The organism is Afifella sp. JA880 (assembly GCF_025379905.1).
GTDB lineage: Bacteria > Pseudomonadota > Alphaproteobacteria > Rhizobiales > Afifellaceae > Afifella > Afifella aestuarii.
In genome coordinates this window covers 493,555-510,959 of sequence record NZ_JAOANH010000003.1, presented here as the reverse complement: position 1 = coordinate 510,959, position 17,405 = coordinate 493,555, and the positions used below count along the sequence as shown (strand labels likewise).

Annotated in this window: 16 protein-coding genes; 12 read left to right on the top strand and 4 right to left on the bottom strand. The window is 62.7% G+C overall.

Translation table 11 applies throughout. The annotated features are described in order from the left end of the window. The first annotated feature begins 80 nt into the window (after positions 1 to 80). Complete coding sequence (locus NYQ83_RS15410) at positions 81 to 857, top strand: succinate dehydrogenase iron-sulfur subunit (protein ID WP_128290500.1); 777 nt, start codon at positions 81 to 83, stop codon at positions 855 to 857. A 116-nt stretch (positions 858 to 973) separates the two neighbouring features. On the opposite strand, the gene NYQ83_RS15405 is transcribed toward NYQ83_RS15410, so the two are convergent. Further along, a complete protein-coding gene (locus tag NYQ83_RS15405; protein WP_261215709.1) occupies positions 974 to 2,572 on the bottom strand; it encodes a hypothetical protein in 1,599 nt (532 codons plus the stop codon). Positions 2,573 to 3,859: 1,287 nt separating this feature from the next. Between NYQ83_RS15405 and NYQ83_RS15400 the strand changes: the two genes are divergently transcribed. Then, positions 3,860 to 4,249: a VOC family protein gene (locus NYQ83_RS15400; RefSeq protein ID WP_261215707.1), complete on the top strand. Its 390-nt coding sequence runs from the start codon at positions 3,860 to 3,862 to the stop codon at positions 4,247 to 4,249. Positions 4,250 to 4,312: 63 nt separating this feature from the next. On the opposite strand, the gene msrB is transcribed toward NYQ83_RS15400, so the two are convergent. The 3 genes from msrB to NYQ83_RS15385 form a co-directional block, all read right to left on the bottom strand. Next, positions 4,313 to 4,831, bottom strand: coding sequence for a peptide-methionine (R)-S-oxide reductase MsrB (gene msrB / locus NYQ83_RS15395; RefSeq protein ID WP_261215705.1), 519 nt, complete (start codon positions 4,829 to 4,831; stop codon positions 4,313 to 4,315). A 95-nt stretch (positions 4,832 to 4,926) separates the two neighbouring features. Further along, positions 4,927 to 5,307, bottom strand: a complete 381-nt coding sequence (locus NYQ83_RS15390; RefSeq protein ID WP_128290504.1) for a rhodanese-like domain-containing protein — start codon at positions 5,305 to 5,307, stop codon at positions 4,927 to 4,929. Next, positions 5,304 to 6,242, bottom strand: coding sequence for a 1-acyl-sn-glycerol-3-phosphate acyltransferase (locus tag NYQ83_RS15385; protein WP_370642428.1), 939 nt, complete (start codon positions 6,240 to 6,242; stop codon positions 5,304 to 5,306). Before NYQ83_RS15385 ends, NYQ83_RS15390 begins: the two co-directional genes overlap by 4 nt. A gap of 97 nt (positions 6,243 to 6,339) precedes the next feature. On the opposite strand from NYQ83_RS15385, the gene NYQ83_RS15380 reads away from it, so the two are divergent. From NYQ83_RS15380 to NYQ83_RS15335, 10 genes are all read left to right on the top strand, one after another. Beyond that, positions 6,340 to 6,912 carry an AprI/Inh family metalloprotease inhibitor gene (locus NYQ83_RS15380; protein WP_205649795.1) on the top strand — a complete coding sequence of 191 codons (573 nt, stop codon included), beginning with the start codon at positions 6,340 to 6,342 and terminating at the stop codon, positions 6,910 to 6,912. 196 nt (positions 6,913 to 7,108) lie between these two features. After that, positions 7,109 to 7,453, top strand: a complete 345-nt coding sequence (locus NYQ83_RS15375) for a hypothetical protein (RefSeq protein WP_128290506.1) — start codon at positions 7,109 to 7,111, stop codon at positions 7,451 to 7,453. Between the two features lie 105 nt (positions 7,454 to 7,558). Beyond that, entirely contained in the window at positions 7,559 to 8,689 is a 1,131-nt protein-coding gene (zapE, locus tag NYQ83_RS15370; RefSeq protein ID WP_261215701.1) for a cell division protein ZapE, read from the top strand. Positions 8,690 to 8,847: 158 nt separating this feature from the next. After that, on the top strand, positions 8,848 to 9,813 hold the full coding sequence (mdh, locus tag NYQ83_RS15365; RefSeq protein ID WP_128290508.1) for a malate dehydrogenase: 966 nt from the start codon (positions 8,848 to 8,850) through the stop codon (positions 9,811 to 9,813). Positions 9,814 to 9,828: 15 nt separating this feature from the next. Further along, the gene (sucC, locus tag NYQ83_RS15360) at positions 9,829 to 11,022 is read left to right on the top strand and encodes an ADP-forming succinate--CoA ligase subunit beta (RefSeq protein ID WP_261215699.1); all 1,194 of its coding nucleotides are present in this window, start codon (positions 9,829 to 9,831) and stop codon (positions 11,020 to 11,022) included. 3 nt (positions 11,023 to 11,025) lie between these two features. Continuing rightward, positions 11,026 to 11,235 (top strand): hypothetical protein, encoded by a 210-nt coding sequence (locus NYQ83_RS15355; RefSeq protein ID WP_261215697.1) that lies wholly within the window; start codon positions 11,026 to 11,028, stop codon positions 11,233 to 11,235. Then, positions 11,235 to 12,143 (top strand): succinate--CoA ligase subunit alpha, encoded by a 909-nt coding sequence (sucD, locus tag NYQ83_RS15350; protein WP_261215696.1) that lies wholly within the window; start codon positions 11,235 to 11,237, stop codon positions 12,141 to 12,143. The genes NYQ83_RS15355 and sucD overlap by 1 nt, the downstream gene beginning before the upstream one ends. A gap of 226 nt (positions 12,144 to 12,369) precedes the next feature. Then, on the top strand, positions 12,370 to 15,342 hold the full coding sequence (locus NYQ83_RS15345; RefSeq protein ID WP_261215695.1) for a 2-oxoglutarate dehydrogenase E1 component: 2,973 nt from the start codon (positions 12,370 to 12,372) through the stop codon (positions 15,340 to 15,342). Positions 15,343 to 15,404: 62 nt separating this feature from the next. Next, the gene (odhB, locus tag NYQ83_RS15340) at positions 15,405 to 16,961 is read left to right on the top strand and encodes a 2-oxoglutarate dehydrogenase complex dihydrolipoyllysine-residue succinyltransferase (RefSeq protein WP_261215693.1); all 1,557 of its coding nucleotides are present in this window, start codon (positions 15,405 to 15,407) and stop codon (positions 16,959 to 16,961) included. 20 nt (positions 16,962 to 16,981) lie between these two features. Beyond that, complete coding sequence (locus NYQ83_RS15335; RefSeq protein WP_261215692.1) at positions 16,982 to 17,395, top strand: MAPEG family protein; 414 nt, start codon at positions 16,982 to 16,984, stop codon at positions 17,393 to 17,395. Positions 17,396 to 17,405: the final 10 nt, after the last annotated feature.

Genomic DNA, 17,405 nt, shown 5'->3' with positions numbered 1-17,405 from the left:
GCCCTCAGTATGCGGTAAGCGGATGATCCGGGTCCACCTTCCGCCCATGTGAATGGCGGTTCTACGCACGGCGAAAATCTATGGTTCAGCTGACTCTTCCGAAAAACTCGACAGTTCACCGCGGCAAGGTCTGGCCGAAGCCCGCGGGCAGCAAACACAAGGAATTCCAGATCTATCGCTGGGATCCCGAAGACGGCCGCAACCCGCGTCTCGATACCTATTATGTCGATACCGACGATTGCGGACCAATGGTTCTCGATGCCCTATTGTGGATCAAGAACAAGGTCGACCCGACTTTGACGCTGCGCCGCTCCTGCCGCGAAGGCATTTGCGGCTCCTGTGCCATGAACATCGACGGATCGAATACGCTCGCCTGCACGACGGGCTGGGGCGACATCAACGGCGTCGTGAAGATCTACCCGCTGCCGCATATGCCGGTGGTGAAGGATCTGGTGCCGGATCTGACGCATTTCTATGCGCAGCATGCGCTGATCGAGCCGTGGCTGCAGACGGTGTCTCCGACGCCGGAAAAGGAGCACCTGCAGAGCCACGAAGACCGCGAAAAGCTCGACGGGCTCTACGAGTGCATTCTCTGCGCCTGCTGCACGACCTCGTGCCCGAGCTATTGGTGGAACGGCGATCGCTATCTCGGCCCGGCGGCACTGCTGCAGGCCTATCGCTGGATTGTCGATTCGCGTGACGAGCGCACTGGTGAGCGTCTCGATCAGCTGGAAGATCCGTTCCGGCTTTACCGCTGCCACACGATCCTGAATTGCGTGCAGGTATGCCCGAAGGGACTGAACCCTGCAAAGGCGATCGGCGAAATCAAGAAGATGATGGTCGAGCGGCGCGTCTGAGCGACGCTGGCCTCCCGCCAAAGACAGGCATCGCAGCCTCAGGCGGCGGTGCCTGAGGCAAAAAAAAGCCCCGCAGCGCGAAGCTGCGGGGCTTTTTCGTGTTGTCTTGCGACGATCTAGATGATCGGCGATCCCTGCGGGAAGAGCCAGGTGCCGCCGTCGGCCCACTGGCGCTCCGGCAGACGGGCGCGGAACCACTTCACCATCGCGTAGTAGAAGCTCTCCTCGCTGCGGGCGGGCGTGCGGGCCGCAATCGGAGCCTGAGCAGGCGCCTGCATCGGCCGCTGCTGCCTCACCTGGATCGGTCGGCCGGCCTGGCGCGGGACGCTCGGCACCGTGCGATAGACGCGGGCACCGTTCTGGGCGGTTGCCTGGGCCGTATGCGCCGCGGGCTTCTGCTCTGCCGGACGGACGCTCGGGAAGAGCCAGGACGAACCATTCACGCGCGTCTGTGCGACGCCGTTTGCGCGGCTTGACGCCTGCTGGGGCTGTGCCCGGCGGGTCGCACGGATCGGTGCGCCGGCGTTCGAGCGGTAGAGATACCCTGCGGTTGCGACACCGTTCGTGGCGCGAGCGGGCGCGGCCTGGCGAGCATTCTGCTGAGTCGGCCTTTGCGACGCCTCAGCCTGTGCACGCGGATGTGTGCCCGGGAAGAGCCAGCTTGTCCGGCCTGCACTTGAGGTTTGAGCCGGTTTCGCGGGTTGCGATTGGGCAGACTTGCCGTTGGCCTGAACCTGGGTGCGCTGATGCGTGCCCGGGAACAACCAGCTTCCGCCAGCCGCAGCCGGCTGGGCCTGCTGTTGGGCGGCCTTTTGCGCGCCGTTCTGTTTCTGTGAGCCGTTCTGAACCGCAGCATTGCGATAAAGCCAGCTTCTCTGCGGCGTGCCATTGACGGCTTGCGCTTGCGGCTCGGCTTCGGCGGCCTGGCCGCGCCCATTCGGGAAGAGCCAGCTGCGCTGAACCACTTGCTGGGCCGGCTGCGCAGCCTCGGCTTTGCCGTTCGTGCGCGCTGCGCCATTCTGCGGCGCGGCGTTGCGGTAGAGCCAGCTCGCCTGCGGAGCGCCGGTCTGGCGTGCAGGTTCGGCTTTCTGGCCGGACGCCTGCGGTCGAGGCGCAGAATTGCGGTAAAGCCAGCTCACCGGTGCCTGGGGCTTCTGCGGCTCGGGCTTTGCATCTTCCTTCGCCTTGGAGCCGCCCGTGAACCAGCTGCTGATCGTCTGGAGGGGCGACCCGAGCGACGACGCTTCGGTCTTGCTCTTTTCCTTGGCTTCGGCGGCGAGACGATAAACCCAGCTCATCACTTCTGCCGGGGTCGACTGCTCGGCCTCTTCGCTCTCCTGCGGCGCAGGCTTGCGATAGAACCAGCCCTGAGCGGCCGACACTGCGGTGTCCTTGAGCGCCGCCTTGCCGTTTGCATGGCCGTTCGCCTTGCCATTCGCCTGTGCGGCAGGCTTACGGAAAAGCCAGCTCGACGGGGTCTCGGCGGGCGCAGCCTGCGGAGCGGGGGTCGCCGTGCCGTTGGTCTGCGGCGCGGCGGGCTTGCGGTAAAGCCAGCTCGGAGAGGTTTGTTCTCGAGCCGGTGGTGCGGCTTTCGCCGCGGCGGCGGGACTCTGGGCAGGCGCAGTCCGCGCCTGTGGGAAGAGCCAACTGCCACCGTTGTTTGGCGCTCGGGCCGGCTGGCCGCGCGCGCCATTCACCGGTTGGGTGGCGGGCATCATGTTCCTCGTGTTGATGGGCTGAGAGGCTGAGCGGTTCGCGGACGGGCTGAAGGGGGGATTGCCCCCGTAGGCCGACCTTGGTGTGGGCGCCTGCGATTGACGGGCCGGGCGCGCGGCCGAAACTTGCTTGTCATGTGAAGACGCAGCGGAAGCTGGGCGCGCCATGCGCGGCCGAAGCCAGCTTGCCTGCTGTTCGTCGCCGCGGCGATCGCCGCGCGAGAGGTCGGGGTTTTGAAGGTCGCGTGTCGCGGGCTCCGTCACTGCCGGATGAGGGGCCGACAGTTGCGTTGTTGCCGGACGAGATGCGACAGCAACGCCGTCAGAGCAGGCGGCCGGCCCGTCCTGCCGATTGAGACGGCTCGTCAGGTTCCGACGAAAGAGATCTGCGATCTCCCGCATCGGCTCCTGCAGCCGTTTGGCGACCATGTCCTCCATCGAGAGGCCCTGCCTTATCGCGATCGTCATCATGTCGAAGAAACGCAACAGGAGTGCAGCCGAACGGAATTTGGCCGAATTCGGCCAAGTCCGTCGATTGCAAGATGGATTCTACAACGATTCACGCCTTTTCTCCAGGAGGGGCTCTGATCGAAACCGTCGCGGAGGTGAATTGAGTCGGCGCCGCGGGTCCGGCGCCCTGCTGGGAGCCCGGATGAGCGATCTTTCGTCCCGTCCTGTCCGCGCGCTTGTGCCGCTGCGCAGCCGTACCCGGCGCTCAGCAGTCCATGCACAAGGACAAACGGTGCTGGCATTCAAGTTTCACCTTCGAAAGCACGCCTGGAATGTGGCTTTTCAATCCACTGACACCGGCGAGTCTAACCTGTCAAGAATCCTCCAGACAGGTTTCGTACTCTACTGACTCTGGATCATGTCACCGAATATTTCTTAATGAATAATTAACGCTAGTAATGGTGGAAGTATTAACCAAACTGAACCGTGTGAGGCAGAGTCACCATAGGTCCGCCAGCAGAGGAGTCGGTTCTGGCGCGAACAAGTTGTGGCGGCTCGCCTGAGGGCGGATCAGGCGAAAAGCCGTTGCGCCATACCTGCTATCGACGCCGCCAATTTCGCCAGGTGTGCACCTCCTCAGGACGTGGCAGCGCCAACTTTTCGGCGCGAAAGCCTGCAAAACTGCGCGAATTGATTCGCTTTTCGCACCAAAAGGAGGATGAGTTCCCTCCGGAGGCGTGCCCCCACGGAGACGATTGCGAGGTCCGTTCGCAGCGGACACAATCTCTGCGGAGGCCTTCCTCGCGCAGATACAGCTTACGAAGGAAAGCGCCGGCCATGATCGACCATCTCGGCATCACCGCGAGGGATTTCGCAGCCTCTCGCCTTTTCTATGAAAGAGCTTTGGCGCCGCTGGGCATGGAGGTGATCATGACGGTCGGCAAGGACGAAACCGGCGGCTATGAAGGCGCAGGCTTCGGCGCCCTCGGAAAGCCCTGTTTCTGGGTCCAATCCGTGCCGAACGGACAGGTCTCGGGCGTTCATGTGGCCTTTGCCGCGTCCGACAGGTCGGCGGTGGACGCTTTTTACGAGGCAGCTCTCACAGCTGGCGGACGGGACAATGGTGCACCCGGGCTGCGGCCACACTACCATCCGAATTACTACGGCGCCTTTGTCCTCGATCCTGACGGCAACAATATCGAAGCCGTCTGTCACCGGCCCGCATGAGCGGAAGAACGGGGGGCCGATGGGCAGCCGTCTCGCAGGTGGCTTCGGTCTCGCGTCCGGTCCTCAGCCCAGAACCGGATCGCCGCCACCGGCCGGCTTGAAGACGAGGGCGACACCGTTGATGCAGTGACGCTTGCCGGTCGGCTTGGGTCCATCGTTGAAGATGTGACCGAGATGGCCGCCGCAATTGGCGCAATGCACTTCCGTGCGCGGATAGATGAGCTTGAAGTCGCGTGAGGTCGCGACGGCGGCGGGCGCTATCGCCTCATAGAAGCTCGGCCAGCCGGTGCCGGAATCGAACTTGGCCTTGGAGCTGTAGACGGCATTGTCGCAGCCGGCGCAGTGGAAGACACCCTGGCGATGTTCGTCATTGAGGGGCGAGGTGTAGGCGCGCTCGGTTCCTTCGTCGCGGAGCACCGAAAACTGCCTGTCGGTCAGCTTCTTCTTCCATTCGTCCCGGCTCAGCGTCACCGGAAAGTCGCCGGCGGCTTCAGCATCCGCCCGACGCGGCGAGAAAACTCCGATCCCTGTCAGCGCGGCCACCGCCGCGCTTCCGGCAAACAGACTGCGTCGTGAGAGCATAGGGCTCCTCCTTGAATGGACCCAATCTAAAATGGGTGTCTCGGAGGAGGAGGGAAAGAGGCTTCACCGGCTCGTGAGGAGCGGTGATGCCGGGTTCAGCTTCCGACGCGCTTTGGCTGACCGGTGGCAAAATCGGTGGTGATGAGCGGAAGGCCCGCCTGCTTCCAGGCGGCGAGGCCTCCTTCAAGATGGGCCGCCTTTTTGAAGCCCGCCTCGATCGCTTTGCGGCTGACGAGTTCCGAGCGCTTGCCGGAGCCGCAATGGAAGACCACGGGCTTGTCCGTCTGGGTCGGCAGATTGGCGGCATCGAGTTCCGACATCGGCGCGAGCAAAGCGCCGGGAATGCGCTCGAAGGCAAATTCCGCCGGGGTGCGCACATCGATCAGAACGATCTCGTGCGCATCGAGCGCCTTGCGCACTTCCTGCGGCGTCATGATCTCGAAGGGGACGCCGTTGATATCTTCAGTCTTGCTCATGTGTTGTCTTCCTTCGCAGTGAAGGGGAGGTCGGGGTCCTTGGCCAGGCTCTCGACGCAATAGGTCTGCAGCTGTTCGGTCAGCTTGGCTGCGCTCCCCTGCAGTGCCGTATGCGGGATGAGCGGCCCGAAGTTGATCTTGAAGGTCTTGCCGCGCTTGTTGAGCAGCTCGTGGAACACGGTCATGTCCCTGAGCTCCGTGAGCCCCTGGTTGCCGAAAAGATAGAAGAGCCAGGAATTGCGCGCGGTGACGCGGCAGGGGAGGACCGGGACCTTGTGTTTTTGGGCCAGCGACACGGCCGAAACCTGCCAGGGCCGTTCGTTCAGACGGCCGCCCTGCCAATAGGCGATGCGGCCTGCAGGAAAGACCACGATGGCACGCTCTTCGGCGAACGCCTTGGAGGAGAGTCGCAGCGTCTCGCGCGTTTTCGTGAGACTGCGATGCTCTTCGCGCCATTCGACGGGAATGAGATGCTCCACCAGACGTTCGTTCACGCGCACGGCGTCACGGTTGGTGAAGATGGAGATGTCGCCGCGCACCTGGCGCACGGCATCATAGACAGCGACCCCGTCGGCGATGCCTGTCGGGTGGTTTGCTGCAATAATAAAGCCACCCTCACGCGGGATGCGCGAGATCCCGGAGATCTCCAGGTTGAGGGACAGAAGCTCGCTGATGTAGCGCATCCCCGCCGTACCCGGCAGAGGCCCCAGCGTATCGGCCATCTCGACCGCTTCGCTGTAATGGAGAATCTTATAAAGGAGTGGCCGGTAAAGCGGCCAGAGAGGATTGGCGACCAGTCCAATGCCGCGTTCGGCGATGAGCTGATCGACGATATGGCCACGCCGTTGACGGACCGCCGTTCTCAGCGCCCGCTGGCGCGCCCTTTGCATCCAGCCTAGTTCAGCCATCGCCATCTGCGCCGCCCTTCGTGACAAACCGCCTAGGACGTGCCAGAAGTCGGGTCAAGTCGAGTCTAAGGCTCTCCTGCCAAAAGGCTCGCCAGGTGTTGCACCATCACACGAGAGTCTCGTCATGTCGCATTCCTGGCGCGCGATCGCCGCAACCGCGGCGCTTGCAGCCTCCCTCGCCGCCTGTCAGTCTGCCTATTTCGGCGGACAAAGCAGCAATCGTTATTCTCCGCCTCCACCGCCGCGGCCGTTGACGGCAGCGCCGGTCGGAACCGTTTCGCAGGCCGAGCTTCCGCCCCCGAGCGGGGCAAGCGCCTCCAACGATCCGATGATGGGTGAACCGCCAGATCTGCGGCCGGGCTCAGACGGCAACGTGCAGACAGCGACAGCCACGCCCCCGACTTCGGGTGGCGCTGCTATCGGCCGCACCGATCTTCTCGGCGGCTGGACGGTGTCCTCCGGGGGTGACAGCTGTCAGCTCTTCATGTCTTTGACGAGCTGGTCGGGCGGCTATCGCGCCTCGACGCGTGGCTGCACCTCGCCGGCGCTTCAGAACGTCTCCGCCTGGAACCTTTCAGGCAATCAAGTCACGCTGCTTGACCAGGGCAGCAGCACCGTCGCTCGCCTCTATTCGACCTCGAAAACCCAGTTCAATGGTCAAACAGAGGCAGGTGCCGCAATTTCAGTCGCCCGTTAGCCTGCTTATTGTGCAAGTGCTGTTGCACAAATGCGCCAGCACTTATCAATTGGTTTAGTAGCGATTTCAATAGATTGTCGCCCTTTCTTGGCTTTGTCACACTTCGATGACGCCGAGTTCTTTGCGTCGGTCTTGCCGGGGTCAAGCTTCCGGCAAGCTCGTCAGGTGAAGCTCGGACGAACGCAAGGAGTGGATGATGAGAAAGCCATTTGCAGTCGGGGCGCGCATCGTTCGCCCTGCCGTTCTGGCCGCCGCGGCCGCCGCGCTCTCAACCAGCGCCATGGCGACCAGCCCGATGCTGTCCGTGCCGAAATGCGCCGAGCATGACGACATGGTGCGGATCCTCGCGAAAGAATATAAAGAGACCCCGAAAGCCCTCGGTCTCGTGGGCGGTCAGCGCGTCATGCAGGTCTTCGTTTCCAAGCAGGGGACGTGGACGATCGTGGTGACCCGCACCTCCGGCGACACCTGCATCGTCGCCGCCGGCCAGAATTGGGAAGAAGTCCCGATGGAAGTCGGCCAGCTCGATCCGCGCGCCTAAGCCTCCCGTCTTAAACGCCCTCCCGACACGGCGATCGTGTCGGCGAAACTCTTCCTGGCGAATTCACACTTGAACCCGGGCGCCGGCCATAGCACATCGCGGGCGATGAAAAATCCGGTTTCCCGCACCTATGATCGCCTGGCGGCGGAAGGTGGCATCACCCCCGATCCCGTCCAGAAGGAGCTCGCTTGCCGGCTCGACGCGCTTCTTGGCGCGCTTGCAGACGAGCGCACCAAATCGAAAAAGAGCCCACTCGGATGGCTGTTTTCCAAGGGGCGCCGACCCGAGCCTGTTCCCGGCCTTTATATTTGGGGTCCGGTCGGGCGCGGCAAGACGATGCTCATGGACATCTTCTTCCAGGCCGCCCCCAACACCCGCAAGCGCCGGGCGCACTTCCATGATTTCATGGAAGACGTGCACGAGCGGATCGCCCGCTTCCGCCAGCGCCTCAAGGCCGGTGAGGTGGACGGCGACGATCCGATCAAGCCGGTGGCGCGCGATATCGCGGCCGAGACCCGGCTCCTTTGCTTCGACGAATTCGCCGTGAACGACATCGCCGATGCGATGATCCTGGGCCGGCTTTTCGAGAAGCTCTTCGCGGAGGGGGTGACGCTCGTCGCGACCTCCAACGTGCCGCCCGACCGGCTTTATGAGAACGGCCTCAACCGGCCGCTTTTTGTGCCGTTCATCGAACTCATCAATAAGTCTAATGCCGTGTTCCATCTCGATGCGCCGCACGATTACCGCCTCGACAAGCACGGCGAGGAGCCCCTCTATGTGACACCGCTCGGAGAGGCGGCCGAGAAGATCCTCGACGCGCATTTCGAGCGCCTCTCGGGCGAAGCCCGCGGAACACCTCAGCAGCTCAGTCTACGTGGCCGTCATCTCGACGTGCCTGAAGCGGCTGGCGGCGTCGCCCGCTTCAGCTTTCACGAGCTTTGTGAAAAGCCCCTCGGCAGCGCCGATTATTTGAAGCTCGCCAAGACCTTCCACACGATCATCGTCTCCGGCATCCCGGTCATGAACCCGCAGACCCGCAACGAGGCGAAGCGCTTCATCAATCTCATCGACACGCTCTACGACCAGAAGATCCGCTTCATCGCGTCGGCAGAGGCGGAGCCGGATGCCTTGTGGCAGGGCACGAGCGGGGCGGAAGCCTTCGAGTTTCAGCGCACGGCGTCGCGCCTCACAGAGATGCGTTCGGACGCCTGGCCGGGTGAGGCAGCCGAGCGCTGAAGAGCGAGGCCGGGCTCTCGCGGGCCCGGTTCGGCGCGCATTTCCGCGTCCGCTGCAGAACTGGCCAGCGCTTGCCACGGTGCGACATTCGCGCTACTCCGCGCACTCTCTTTTGAGAGTTCTTCGCTCTCGTTATCTACGTCTAGGGAAGGTTCTTCATGGCTCGCAGCAAGATTGCGCTCATCGGTGCTGGACAGATCGGCGGCACGCTCGCCCATCTCGCCGGACTGAAGGAGCTCGGCGACATCGTCCTCTTCGATATCCAGGAAGGTATTCCGGACGGCAAGGCGCTCGATATTGCCGAATCCTCTCCCGTCGATGGTTTTGATGCACGTCTCGTCGGCACCCAGTCTTATGAAGCAATCGAAGGCGCCGACGTCGTCATCGTGACGGCCGGTGTGCCGCGTAAACCCGGCATGAGCCGCGATGATCTTCTCGAGATCAACCTGAAGGTGATGGAGCAGGTCGGCGCGGGGCTTAAGAAATACGCTCCCGATGCGTTCGTGATCTGCATCACCAATCCGCTCGACGCCATGGTGTGGGCGCTGCAGAAATTCTCCGGTCTGCCCGGCAACAAGATCGTCGGCATGGCGGGTGTGCTCGATTCCGCCCGTTTCCGCTACTTCCTGGCGGAAGAGTTCAATGTCTCCGTCGAAGACGTGACGGCTTTTGTGCTCGGTGGCCACGGCGATTCCATGGTGCCGCTGGTGCGCTATTCGACGGTTGCCGGCATTCCTCTGCCGGACCTCGTCAAGATGGGCTGGACCACGCAGGAGCGCCTCGACAAGATCGTGCAGCGCACCCGCGACGGTGGTGCTGAGATCGTGTCGCTGTTGAAGACCGGCTCGGCCTTCTATGCGCCGGCGGCTTCCGCCATCGCCATGGCCGAGAGCTATCTGAAGGACAAGAAGCGCGTTCTCCCCTGTGCTGCGCAGCTTTCCGGCGAATACGGTCTCGACCAGATGTATGTCGGCGTGCCGACGGTGATCGGTGCAGGTGGTGTGGAGCGTATCGTCGATATTTCGCTCGACCGCAGCGAGCGCGCAGAGTTCGAGAAGTCGGTTGCCACCGTGCAGGGGCTCATCGAGGCCTGCCGCAAGATCCAGCCGGCGCTCAACAGCTAAACGGCGGGGGGCCGGATGAACATCCACGAATACCAGGCTAAGGCCGTCCTCAAGGAATACGGGGCACCGGTCGCTGCCGGCGTCATGATCACGTCTGCCGACGAGGCGGAAGCGGCGGCCAAGAAGCTGCCGGGTCCGCTTTATGTCGTCAAAAGCCAGATCCATGCAGGCGGCCGCGGAAAGGGCCGTTTCAAGGAGCTCGGCGAGGATGCCAAAGGCGGCGTGAGGCTCGCCAAGAGCATTGAGGACGTTGTCGCCAACGCCAAGGAAATGCTCGGTCACACCCTCGTCACCAAACAGACGGGGCCGGCGGGCAAGGTGGTCAACCGGCTCTACATCGAAGACGGCGCCGACATTGCCCGCGAGCTCTATCTCTCGCTCCTTGTCGACCGCGGCACCGGCCGTGTCGCCTTCGTGGCCTCGACCGAAGGCGGCATGGACATCGAAACCGTCGCCGAAGAGACGCCGGACAAGATCCTGACGCTGCCGATCGATCCGCTTTCCGGCGTCAGCGATGCCGATGCGGCGAAACTCGCCGAGGCGCTCGAGCTCGAGGCTCCGGCGAAAGACGAATTCGGACAGCTTGCCCGAATTCTCTACAAGGCCTTCTCCGACGAGGATATGAGCCTTCTGGAAATCAATCCGCTCATCGTCATGAAGGACGGGCATCTTCGCGTGCTAGACGCCAAGGTCTCATTCGACGGCAACGCGCTCTTCCGGCATCCGGAGATCGTCGAGCTTCGCGACAAGACCGAAGAGGACGCCAAGGAGATCGAGGCTTCCGAGCACGATCTCGCCTATGTGGCGCTCACCGGCGATATCGGTTGCATGGTGAACGGCGCTGGCCTCGCCATGGCCACGATGGACATCATCAAGCTCTACGGTGCGGAGCCGGCGAACTTTCTCGATGTCGGCGGCGGTGCCTCCAAAGAGAAGGTGACGGCCGCCTTCAAGATCATCACCGCCGATCCGAATGTGAAGGGCATCCTGATCAATATCTTCGGCGGGATCATGCGCTGTGATGTGATCGCGGAAGGCGTCATCGCCGCCGTCAAGGAAGTGGGCCTCAAGGTTCCGCTGGTGGTTCGCCTCGAGGGGACCAACGTGGCGCTGGGCAAGAAGATTATCGAGGAAAGCGGTCTCAACGTCATCGCCGCCGATGATCTCGACGACGCGGCCAAGAAGATCGTTCAAGCCGTCAAAGGCTGACCGATGGCTGAATTCATTGCTGTCTGGCTTCCTCTGATCATCATCTTTCTCGTTTTCGGCGGCTTGATGGTGATCGTGTCGAAAAAACAGATGCGCAGCTATGCGAAGCATGTGGCAGAGGTGAAGGCGATCAACGACGAGATCGTTGCCGTCAACCGAGAGGTGATCGCCGAGCTTCGGGAGATCAAACAGATTCTGAAGGACAAGAACTGATGTCCATTCTCGTCGACAAGAATACCAAGGTCATCGTCCAGGGGCTGACGGGCAAGACCGGTACGTTCCATACCGAGCAGGCGCTCGCCTATTACGGCACCAAGATGGTGGCTGGCGTGCATCCGAAGAAGGGTGGCCAGACCTGGGAGAACGGCGTCGAAGGCGCCGCTGAACTGCCGATTTTCGCCTCCGTCGCGGAAGCCAAGGAAAAGACCGGCGCGACCGCCTCCGTCATCTATGTGCCGCCAGTCGGCGCCGGCGCTGCGATCGAAGAGGCGATCGACGCGGAAGTGCCGTTCATCGTCTGCATCACCGAAGGCATTCCGGTGATGGACATGGTCAGGGTGAAGGCGAAGCTCGACACGTCGAAGTCCCGGCTTCTCGGACCCAACTGCCCGGGCGTCTTGACGCCGGAAGAGTGCAAGATCGGCATCATGCCCGGCTCCATCTTCAAGAAGGGCTCGGTCGGGGTCGTGTCGCGCTCCGGCACGCTCACCTACGAAGCGGTGTTCCAGACGACGAATGCCGGGCTCGGCCAGACGACTGCCGTCGGCATCGGCGGCGATCCGGTCAAGGGCACGGAATTCATTGACATTCTGGAAATGTTCCTCGCCGACGACGCGACGGAATCGATCATCATGATCGGTGAGATCGGCGGTTCGGCGGAAGAAGACGCCGCCCAGTTTCTCGCCGACGAGAAGAAGAAGGGGCGGTGGAAGCCGACCGTCGGCTTCATCGCCGGACGCACGGCGCCTCCGGGACGCACCATGGGCCATGCCGGTGCCGTCATCTCAGGCGGCAAGGGTGGTGCCGAAGACAAGATTGCCGCGATGGAAGCGGCAGGTATCGTGGTTTCTCCCTCGCCTGCCAAACTCGGCGATACGCTCGTGGAGGTTCTCAAGGGCTGAAGCCTTTTGCGCCGCGCCGCGAGCCGTGCGCGGGCGGCGCCCCTGCCTCTCCAGGCGAAGACGTGGAGCGGAATTTTCCGCTTTTTGGATCGTTTCGCAGTTGGCGAAAGCGGCCGATTACACTAACTCCGCGTTTGCAAAAGGCGTATAGATTGCGCCAGGTCGTCGCAGGGGCGGGCGTCGGCGCAAACCGGGAAAGGCGTAGGATCAGTTCCTGCGGAAGGCTATGGCACGGCAAATCTCGAACGAAGCCCTCCGACAATCTTCGTTTCTTTATGGCGGCAACGCCGAATACCTGGAGCAGCTTTATGCGCGTTACCAGGACGATCCTGCCTCCGTCGGCGACGGATGGCGGGATTTTTTTCAAGAGCTGAAGGACGAGAAGAACGACGTTATCCGTGAGGCGCGGGGCGCGCCCTGGCAGCGACCCGACTGGCCGATCGTCGCAAACGGCGAACTCGTCTCCGCTCTCGATGGCAATTGGCAGGGCGTCGAGCGGCATATCGATACGAAGATCCGCGCCAAGGCGCAGAAGGCCGGCGTCGATCTCTCAGAGCCGGAAGTCCTGCAGGCGACCCGGGATTCCGTCCGCGCTTTGATGATGATCCGCGCCTATCGCATGCGCGGCCATTTCCACGCGAACCTCGATCCGCTCGGCATCGCCGCCATGCGCGACCACGAGGAGCTGCATCCCTCCTCCTACGGCTTCACCGAAGCCGATTACGAGCGGCCGATCTTCCTCGATTGGGTTCTCGGGCTCGAATTCGCCACCATTCCGCAAATGCTGGCGATCCTTCGGCGCACCTATTGTTCGACGCTCGGCGTCGAATTCATGCATATCTCCGCCCCGGACGAGAAGGGATGGATTCAAGAGCGCATCGAGGGCCCGGACAAGGAGATCACCTTCACCGACGAAGGCAAGCGGGCCATCCTCAACAAGCTGATCGAGGCGGAAGGCTTCGAGAAGTTTCTCGATATCAAGTATACCGGCACCAAGCGCTTCGGCCTCGACGGTTCGGAAGCGCTGATCCCGGCCCTTGAGCAGATCATCAAGCGCGGCGGTCATCTCGGCTTGCGGGAAATCGCCTTCGGTATGGCACATCGCGGCCGGCTCAACGTGCTCGGCCTCGTCATGGGCAAGCCGCTGCACGCCATCTTCCACGAATTCAAGGGCGGCTCGGCGCAGCCCGACGACGTCGAAGGTTCGGGCGACGTGAAGTACCATCTCGGCGCTTCCTCCGACCGGGAATTCGACGGCAACAAGGTGCATCTCGGCCTCACCGCCAATCCGTCGCACCTGGAGATCGTCGATCCGGTGGTGCTCGGAAAATCCCGCGCCAAGCAGGATCGCTGGGAAGACCCGAACGAGGAGGGAATTCGCGAGCGCTCGAGCGTTCTGCCGCTCCTCATTCACGGTGATGCGGCCTTTGCCGGCCAGGGCGTTGTCGCGGAATGTTTCGGGCTTTCCGGCCTGAGAGGCCATCGCACCGGCGGCTCGATCCATTTCATCATCAACAATCAGATCGGCTTCACCACCAATCCGCGCCTGTCGCGCTCTTCGCCTTACCCCTCCGATGTCGCGAAGATGATCGAGGCGCCGATCTTCCACGTGAACGGAGACCATCCGGAGGCGGTGGTGTTTGCTGCGAAGGTGGCGACGGAATTCCGCCAGCGCTTCAAGAAGCCGGTCGTCATCGACATGTTCTGCTACCGGCGCTTCGGGCACAACGAATCCGACGAGCCGAGCTTCACGCAGCCACTGATGTATCGGGAGATCCGCAAGCATCCCTCGACGTTGTCCATTTACGGCAAGAAGCTGATCGAAGAGGGGCTGACGAGCGAAGAACAGATCGAGGAGCGCAAGGCCGAGTGGCGCGCGCATCTCGACGAGGAGTTCGAGCTCGGCCAGAACTACAAGCCGAACAAGGCCGACTGGCTCGACGGCATGTGGATGGGGCTGACGACGCCGAAAGCCTCCGACGAGCGCCGGGTGGGGCGCACGGGCGTCGAGCTTGACCGCCTCAACCAGATCGGCATGGCGCTGACCGAAGCGCCGAAGGATTTCAAGATCCACAAGACCATCCGGCGCTTCCTCGACAACCGGCGCAAGATGCTGGAAACGGGCGAGGGCATCGACTGGGCGATGGGCGAAGCGCTCGCCTTCGGCAGCCTGCTTTCTGAGGGCCACAAGGTGCGGCTCTCAGGCCAGGACGTGGAGCGCGGCACCTTCTCGCAGCGCCACACTGTTCTCTACGATCAGGAGACGGAAGAGCGCTACGTGTCGCTCAACAATCTCGGCCGCAAGCAGGAGACCTTCGAGGTCGTCAATTCGATGCTGTCGGAAGAAGCCGTGCTCGGGTTCGAATACGGCTATTCGGTTTCCGAGCCGCGCGGCCTGACCCTCTGGGAAGCGCAGTTCGGCGATTTCGCCAACGGCGCGCAGGTGATCTTCGATCAGTTCATCTCGTCGGCCGAACGCAAATGGCTCAGAATGTCGGGTCTCGTCTGCCTCCTGCCGCATGGTTATGAGGGGCAGGGGCCGGAGCATTCCTCCGCCCGGCTGGAGCGCTTCCTGCAGATGTGCGCGGAAGACAATATGCAGGTCGCCAATTGCACGACGCCTGCCAACTATTTCCACATTCTGCGCCGTCAGCTGCACCGGAATTTCCGCAAGCCACTCATTCTGATGACGCCGAAGAGCCTGCTGCGCCACAAGCGGGCGGTCTCCAAACTCGATGAGTTCGTCAAGGACACGTCCTTCCATCGGATTCTCTTCGACGATGCCGATCGCAACGAGGGCGAGGGCATCCGCTTGAAGCCGGATGCGGACATCCGCCGTGTCGTCGTCTCCTCCGGCAAGGTCTATTACGACCTCTTCGAGGAGCGCGAAGAACGCGGCATCGACGATGTCTATCTCTTGCGGCTGGAACAGTTTTATCCGTTCCCGATGACGGCGCTCACCAAACAGATGGCACGCTTTCCGAATGCAGAGCTCGTCTGGTGCCAGGAAGAGCCGAAAAATATGGGCGGATGGGCTTTCGTGAAGCCGCGCCTGGTCAATATCCTGAACACGCTGGAGTTGCCGCAGGAGAAGCCGCGCTACGCCGGCCGGCCGGCCTCGGCAGCGACCGCGACCGGCGTCATGTCGCGGCATTTGCAGCAGCGGGCGAAATTTCTCGACGAGGCGCTCGGCGAATAGGCCGGGCGCTCCATTGTAGCTTATGACAGGCGCCGCAACGGCGCGACGAAACGGGACGATCAATGACAACGGACATCAAGGTTCCGACGCTTGGCGAATCGGTCACGGAAGCCACCGTCGGCCAGTGGTTCAAAAAGGAAGGCGAGACGGTGTCTCGCGACGAGCCCCTCGTCGAACTTGAAACCGACAAGGTCACGGTGGAAGTGCCGGCGCCTTCCGAAGGCACGCTGGAATCGATCGTCGTCAAGGCCGGCGAGACCGTCGAAGTCGGCACGCTTCTCGGCTCCATCGCTGCCGGCGACGGCAAGGCCAAACCGGCTGAGAAGCCGGCTGCGGCAGCGTCCAATGGCAGCGGCAAGGCGGAGAAATCCGCCGCGGCGCCGAGTGCCGAGCCGGCCGCAGAGGATGAGGGCGGGGAAGGCGAGCTGATTGACATCGTCGTTCCCTCCGCCGGTGAAAGCGTGACGGAGGCCGATGTCGGCGAATGGCTGAAGCAGGAGGGCGACGAAGTCGCTCTCGACGAGGCCGTCGTCGAGCTCGAGACGGACAAGGCGGCGCAGGAGATCCCGTCGCAGGCCGCTGGTGTCCTGGCTGAAATCATCAAAAAGCAGGGTGAGACGGTGACCGTCGGTCAGGTTCTCGGCCGCATCCGTGTCGGCGCCAAGGGGGCGAAGAAGGCGGAAGCTCCGGCGCCCAAGGCGGAAAAGACGGAAGCGGCACCCGCTGCCGGCGAGCGCAAGCCCGCGCCTTCGGCCGCCAAAATGATGGCAGAGAAAGGCCTCGCCGCCGCCGATATGGACGGGTCCGGCAAGAAGGGCCAGGTTCTCAAAGGCGATGTGCTGAAGGCGCTCGAACAGGGTTCCGAGCAGCCGCAGGCGAAGCCCTCGGCACCTCGCGCCCCGTCGCCGGAAGCCGACGAGGTGCGTGAAGAACGGGTGAAGATGACCCGCCTCCGCCAGACCATCGCGCGGCGGCTGAAAGAGGCACAGAACACCGCGGCGATGCTCACCACGTTCAACGACGTGGACATGGGCGCCGTCATGGATCTCCGGAAGACCTACCGCGACCTCTTCGAGAAGAAGCATGGCGTGCGGCTCGGCTTCATGGGCTTCTTCGTGAAGGCGGCGGTGGCTGCCCTCAAGGAGATCCCGGCCGTCAATGCCGAGATCGACGGCACCGACCTCGTCTACAAGAACTATTACCACATCGGCGTGGCCGTCGGGACCGACAAGGGCCTCGTCGTGCCGGTCGTGCGTGATGCGCAGGAAATGTCGGTTGCCGAAATCGAGAAGGAGATCGGCTCCCTCGGCAAGAAGGCGCGCGACGGTTCGCTCACCCTTCAGGACATGCAGGGCGGCACCTTCACCATTTCCAATGGCGGGGTCTACGGCTCCTTGATGTCGACGCCGATCCTGAACGTGCCGCAATCGGGCATTCTCGGCATGCACCGCATCGAGGAGCGGCCGGTCGTCAGGAACGGTCAGGTCGTGGTCCGCCCGATGATGTATCTGGCGCTCTCCTACGATCACCGCGTCGTCGATGGCCAGGAAGCCGTGACGTTCCTCGTCCGGATCAAGGAAGCCATCGAAGATCCGCAGCGTCTCGTGCTCGATCTTTGAGGCATCATCAGGGGGCTTGAATGGAAGCGGCAGCGGCTGGTCTACCCGTTGAGATGACGCTCCTTGGCTGGAGCGTCATTCTTCTCGTCGTCCACATCATCGTTCAGTCCGGCGCGGCGACGCGGGAGACGGGGCTCGATTACAATGCGAGCCCGCGCGACGAGGGCAACAAGGCCTGGGGCGTCATGGCCGGACGTTCGTCGCGGGCGCTCAAGAATTTTCTCGAGACGTATCCGGCCTTTGTCGCGATGGCGCTGGCCCTTGCCGTGACCGACAAGACGGGCGGCCTCGGGGCGATCGGCGCGCATGTCTGGTTCTGGGCGCGTATCGTCTATCTGCCGCTCTATCTTCTCGGTATTCCTTATATCCGCAGCATCGTATGGATGATTTCCGTCGGCGGCATTTTGTTGATGCTATGGGCGCTTTTCTTCTAGGTCCGGCGCT

Coding starts and splice junctions, on each gene's coding strand:
- NYQ83_RS15345 (WP_261215695.1), top strand. CDS start 12,370: ATGGCACGGCAAATCTCGAACGAAGCCCTCCGACAATCTTCGTTTCTT.
- sucD (WP_261215696.1), top strand. CDS start 11,235: ATGTCCATTCTCGTCGACAAGAATACCAAGGTCATCGTCCAGGGGCTG.
- odhB (WP_261215693.1), top strand. CDS start 15,405: ATGACAACGGACATCAAGGTTCCGACGCTTGGCGAATCGGTCACGGAA.
- NYQ83_RS15380 (WP_205649795.1), top strand. CDS start 6,340: ATGTCGCATTCCTGGCGCGCGATCGCCGCAACCGCGGCGCTTGCAGCC.
- NYQ83_RS15335 (WP_261215692.1), top strand. CDS start 16,982: ATGGAAGCGGCAGCGGCTGGTCTACCCGTTGAGATGACGCTCCTTGGC.
- NYQ83_RS15355 (WP_261215697.1), top strand. CDS start 11,026: ATGGCTGAATTCATTGCTGTCTGGCTTCCTCTGATCATCATCTTTCTC.
- msrB (WP_261215705.1), bottom strand. CDS start 4,831: ATGCTCTCACGACGCAGTCTGTTTGCCGGAAGCGCGGCGGTGGCCGCG.
- NYQ83_RS15405 (WP_261215709.1), bottom strand. CDS start 2,572: ATGCCCGCCACCCAACCGGTGAATGGCGCGCGCGGCCAGCCGGCCCGA.
- NYQ83_RS15375 (WP_128290506.1), top strand. CDS start 7,109: ATGAGAAAGCCATTTGCAGTCGGGGCGCGCATCGTTCGCCCTGCCGTT.
- mdh (WP_128290508.1), top strand. CDS start 8,848: ATGGCTCGCAGCAAGATTGCGCTCATCGGTGCTGGACAGATCGGCGGC.
- sucC (WP_261215699.1), top strand. CDS start 9,829: ATGAACATCCACGAATACCAGGCTAAGGCCGTCCTCAAGGAATACGGG.
- NYQ83_RS15390 (WP_128290504.1), bottom strand. CDS start 5,307: ATGAGCAAGACTGAAGATATCAACGGCGTCCCCTTCGAGATCATGACG.
- zapE (WP_261215701.1), top strand. CDS start 7,559: ATGAAAAATCCGGTTTCCCGCACCTATGATCGCCTGGCGGCGGAAGGT.
- NYQ83_RS15400 (WP_261215707.1), top strand. CDS start 3,860: ATGATCGACCATCTCGGCATCACCGCGAGGGATTTCGCAGCCTCTCGC.
- NYQ83_RS15410 (WP_128290500.1), top strand. CDS start 81: ATGGTTCAGCTGACTCTTCCGAAAAACTCGACAGTTCACCGCGGCAAG.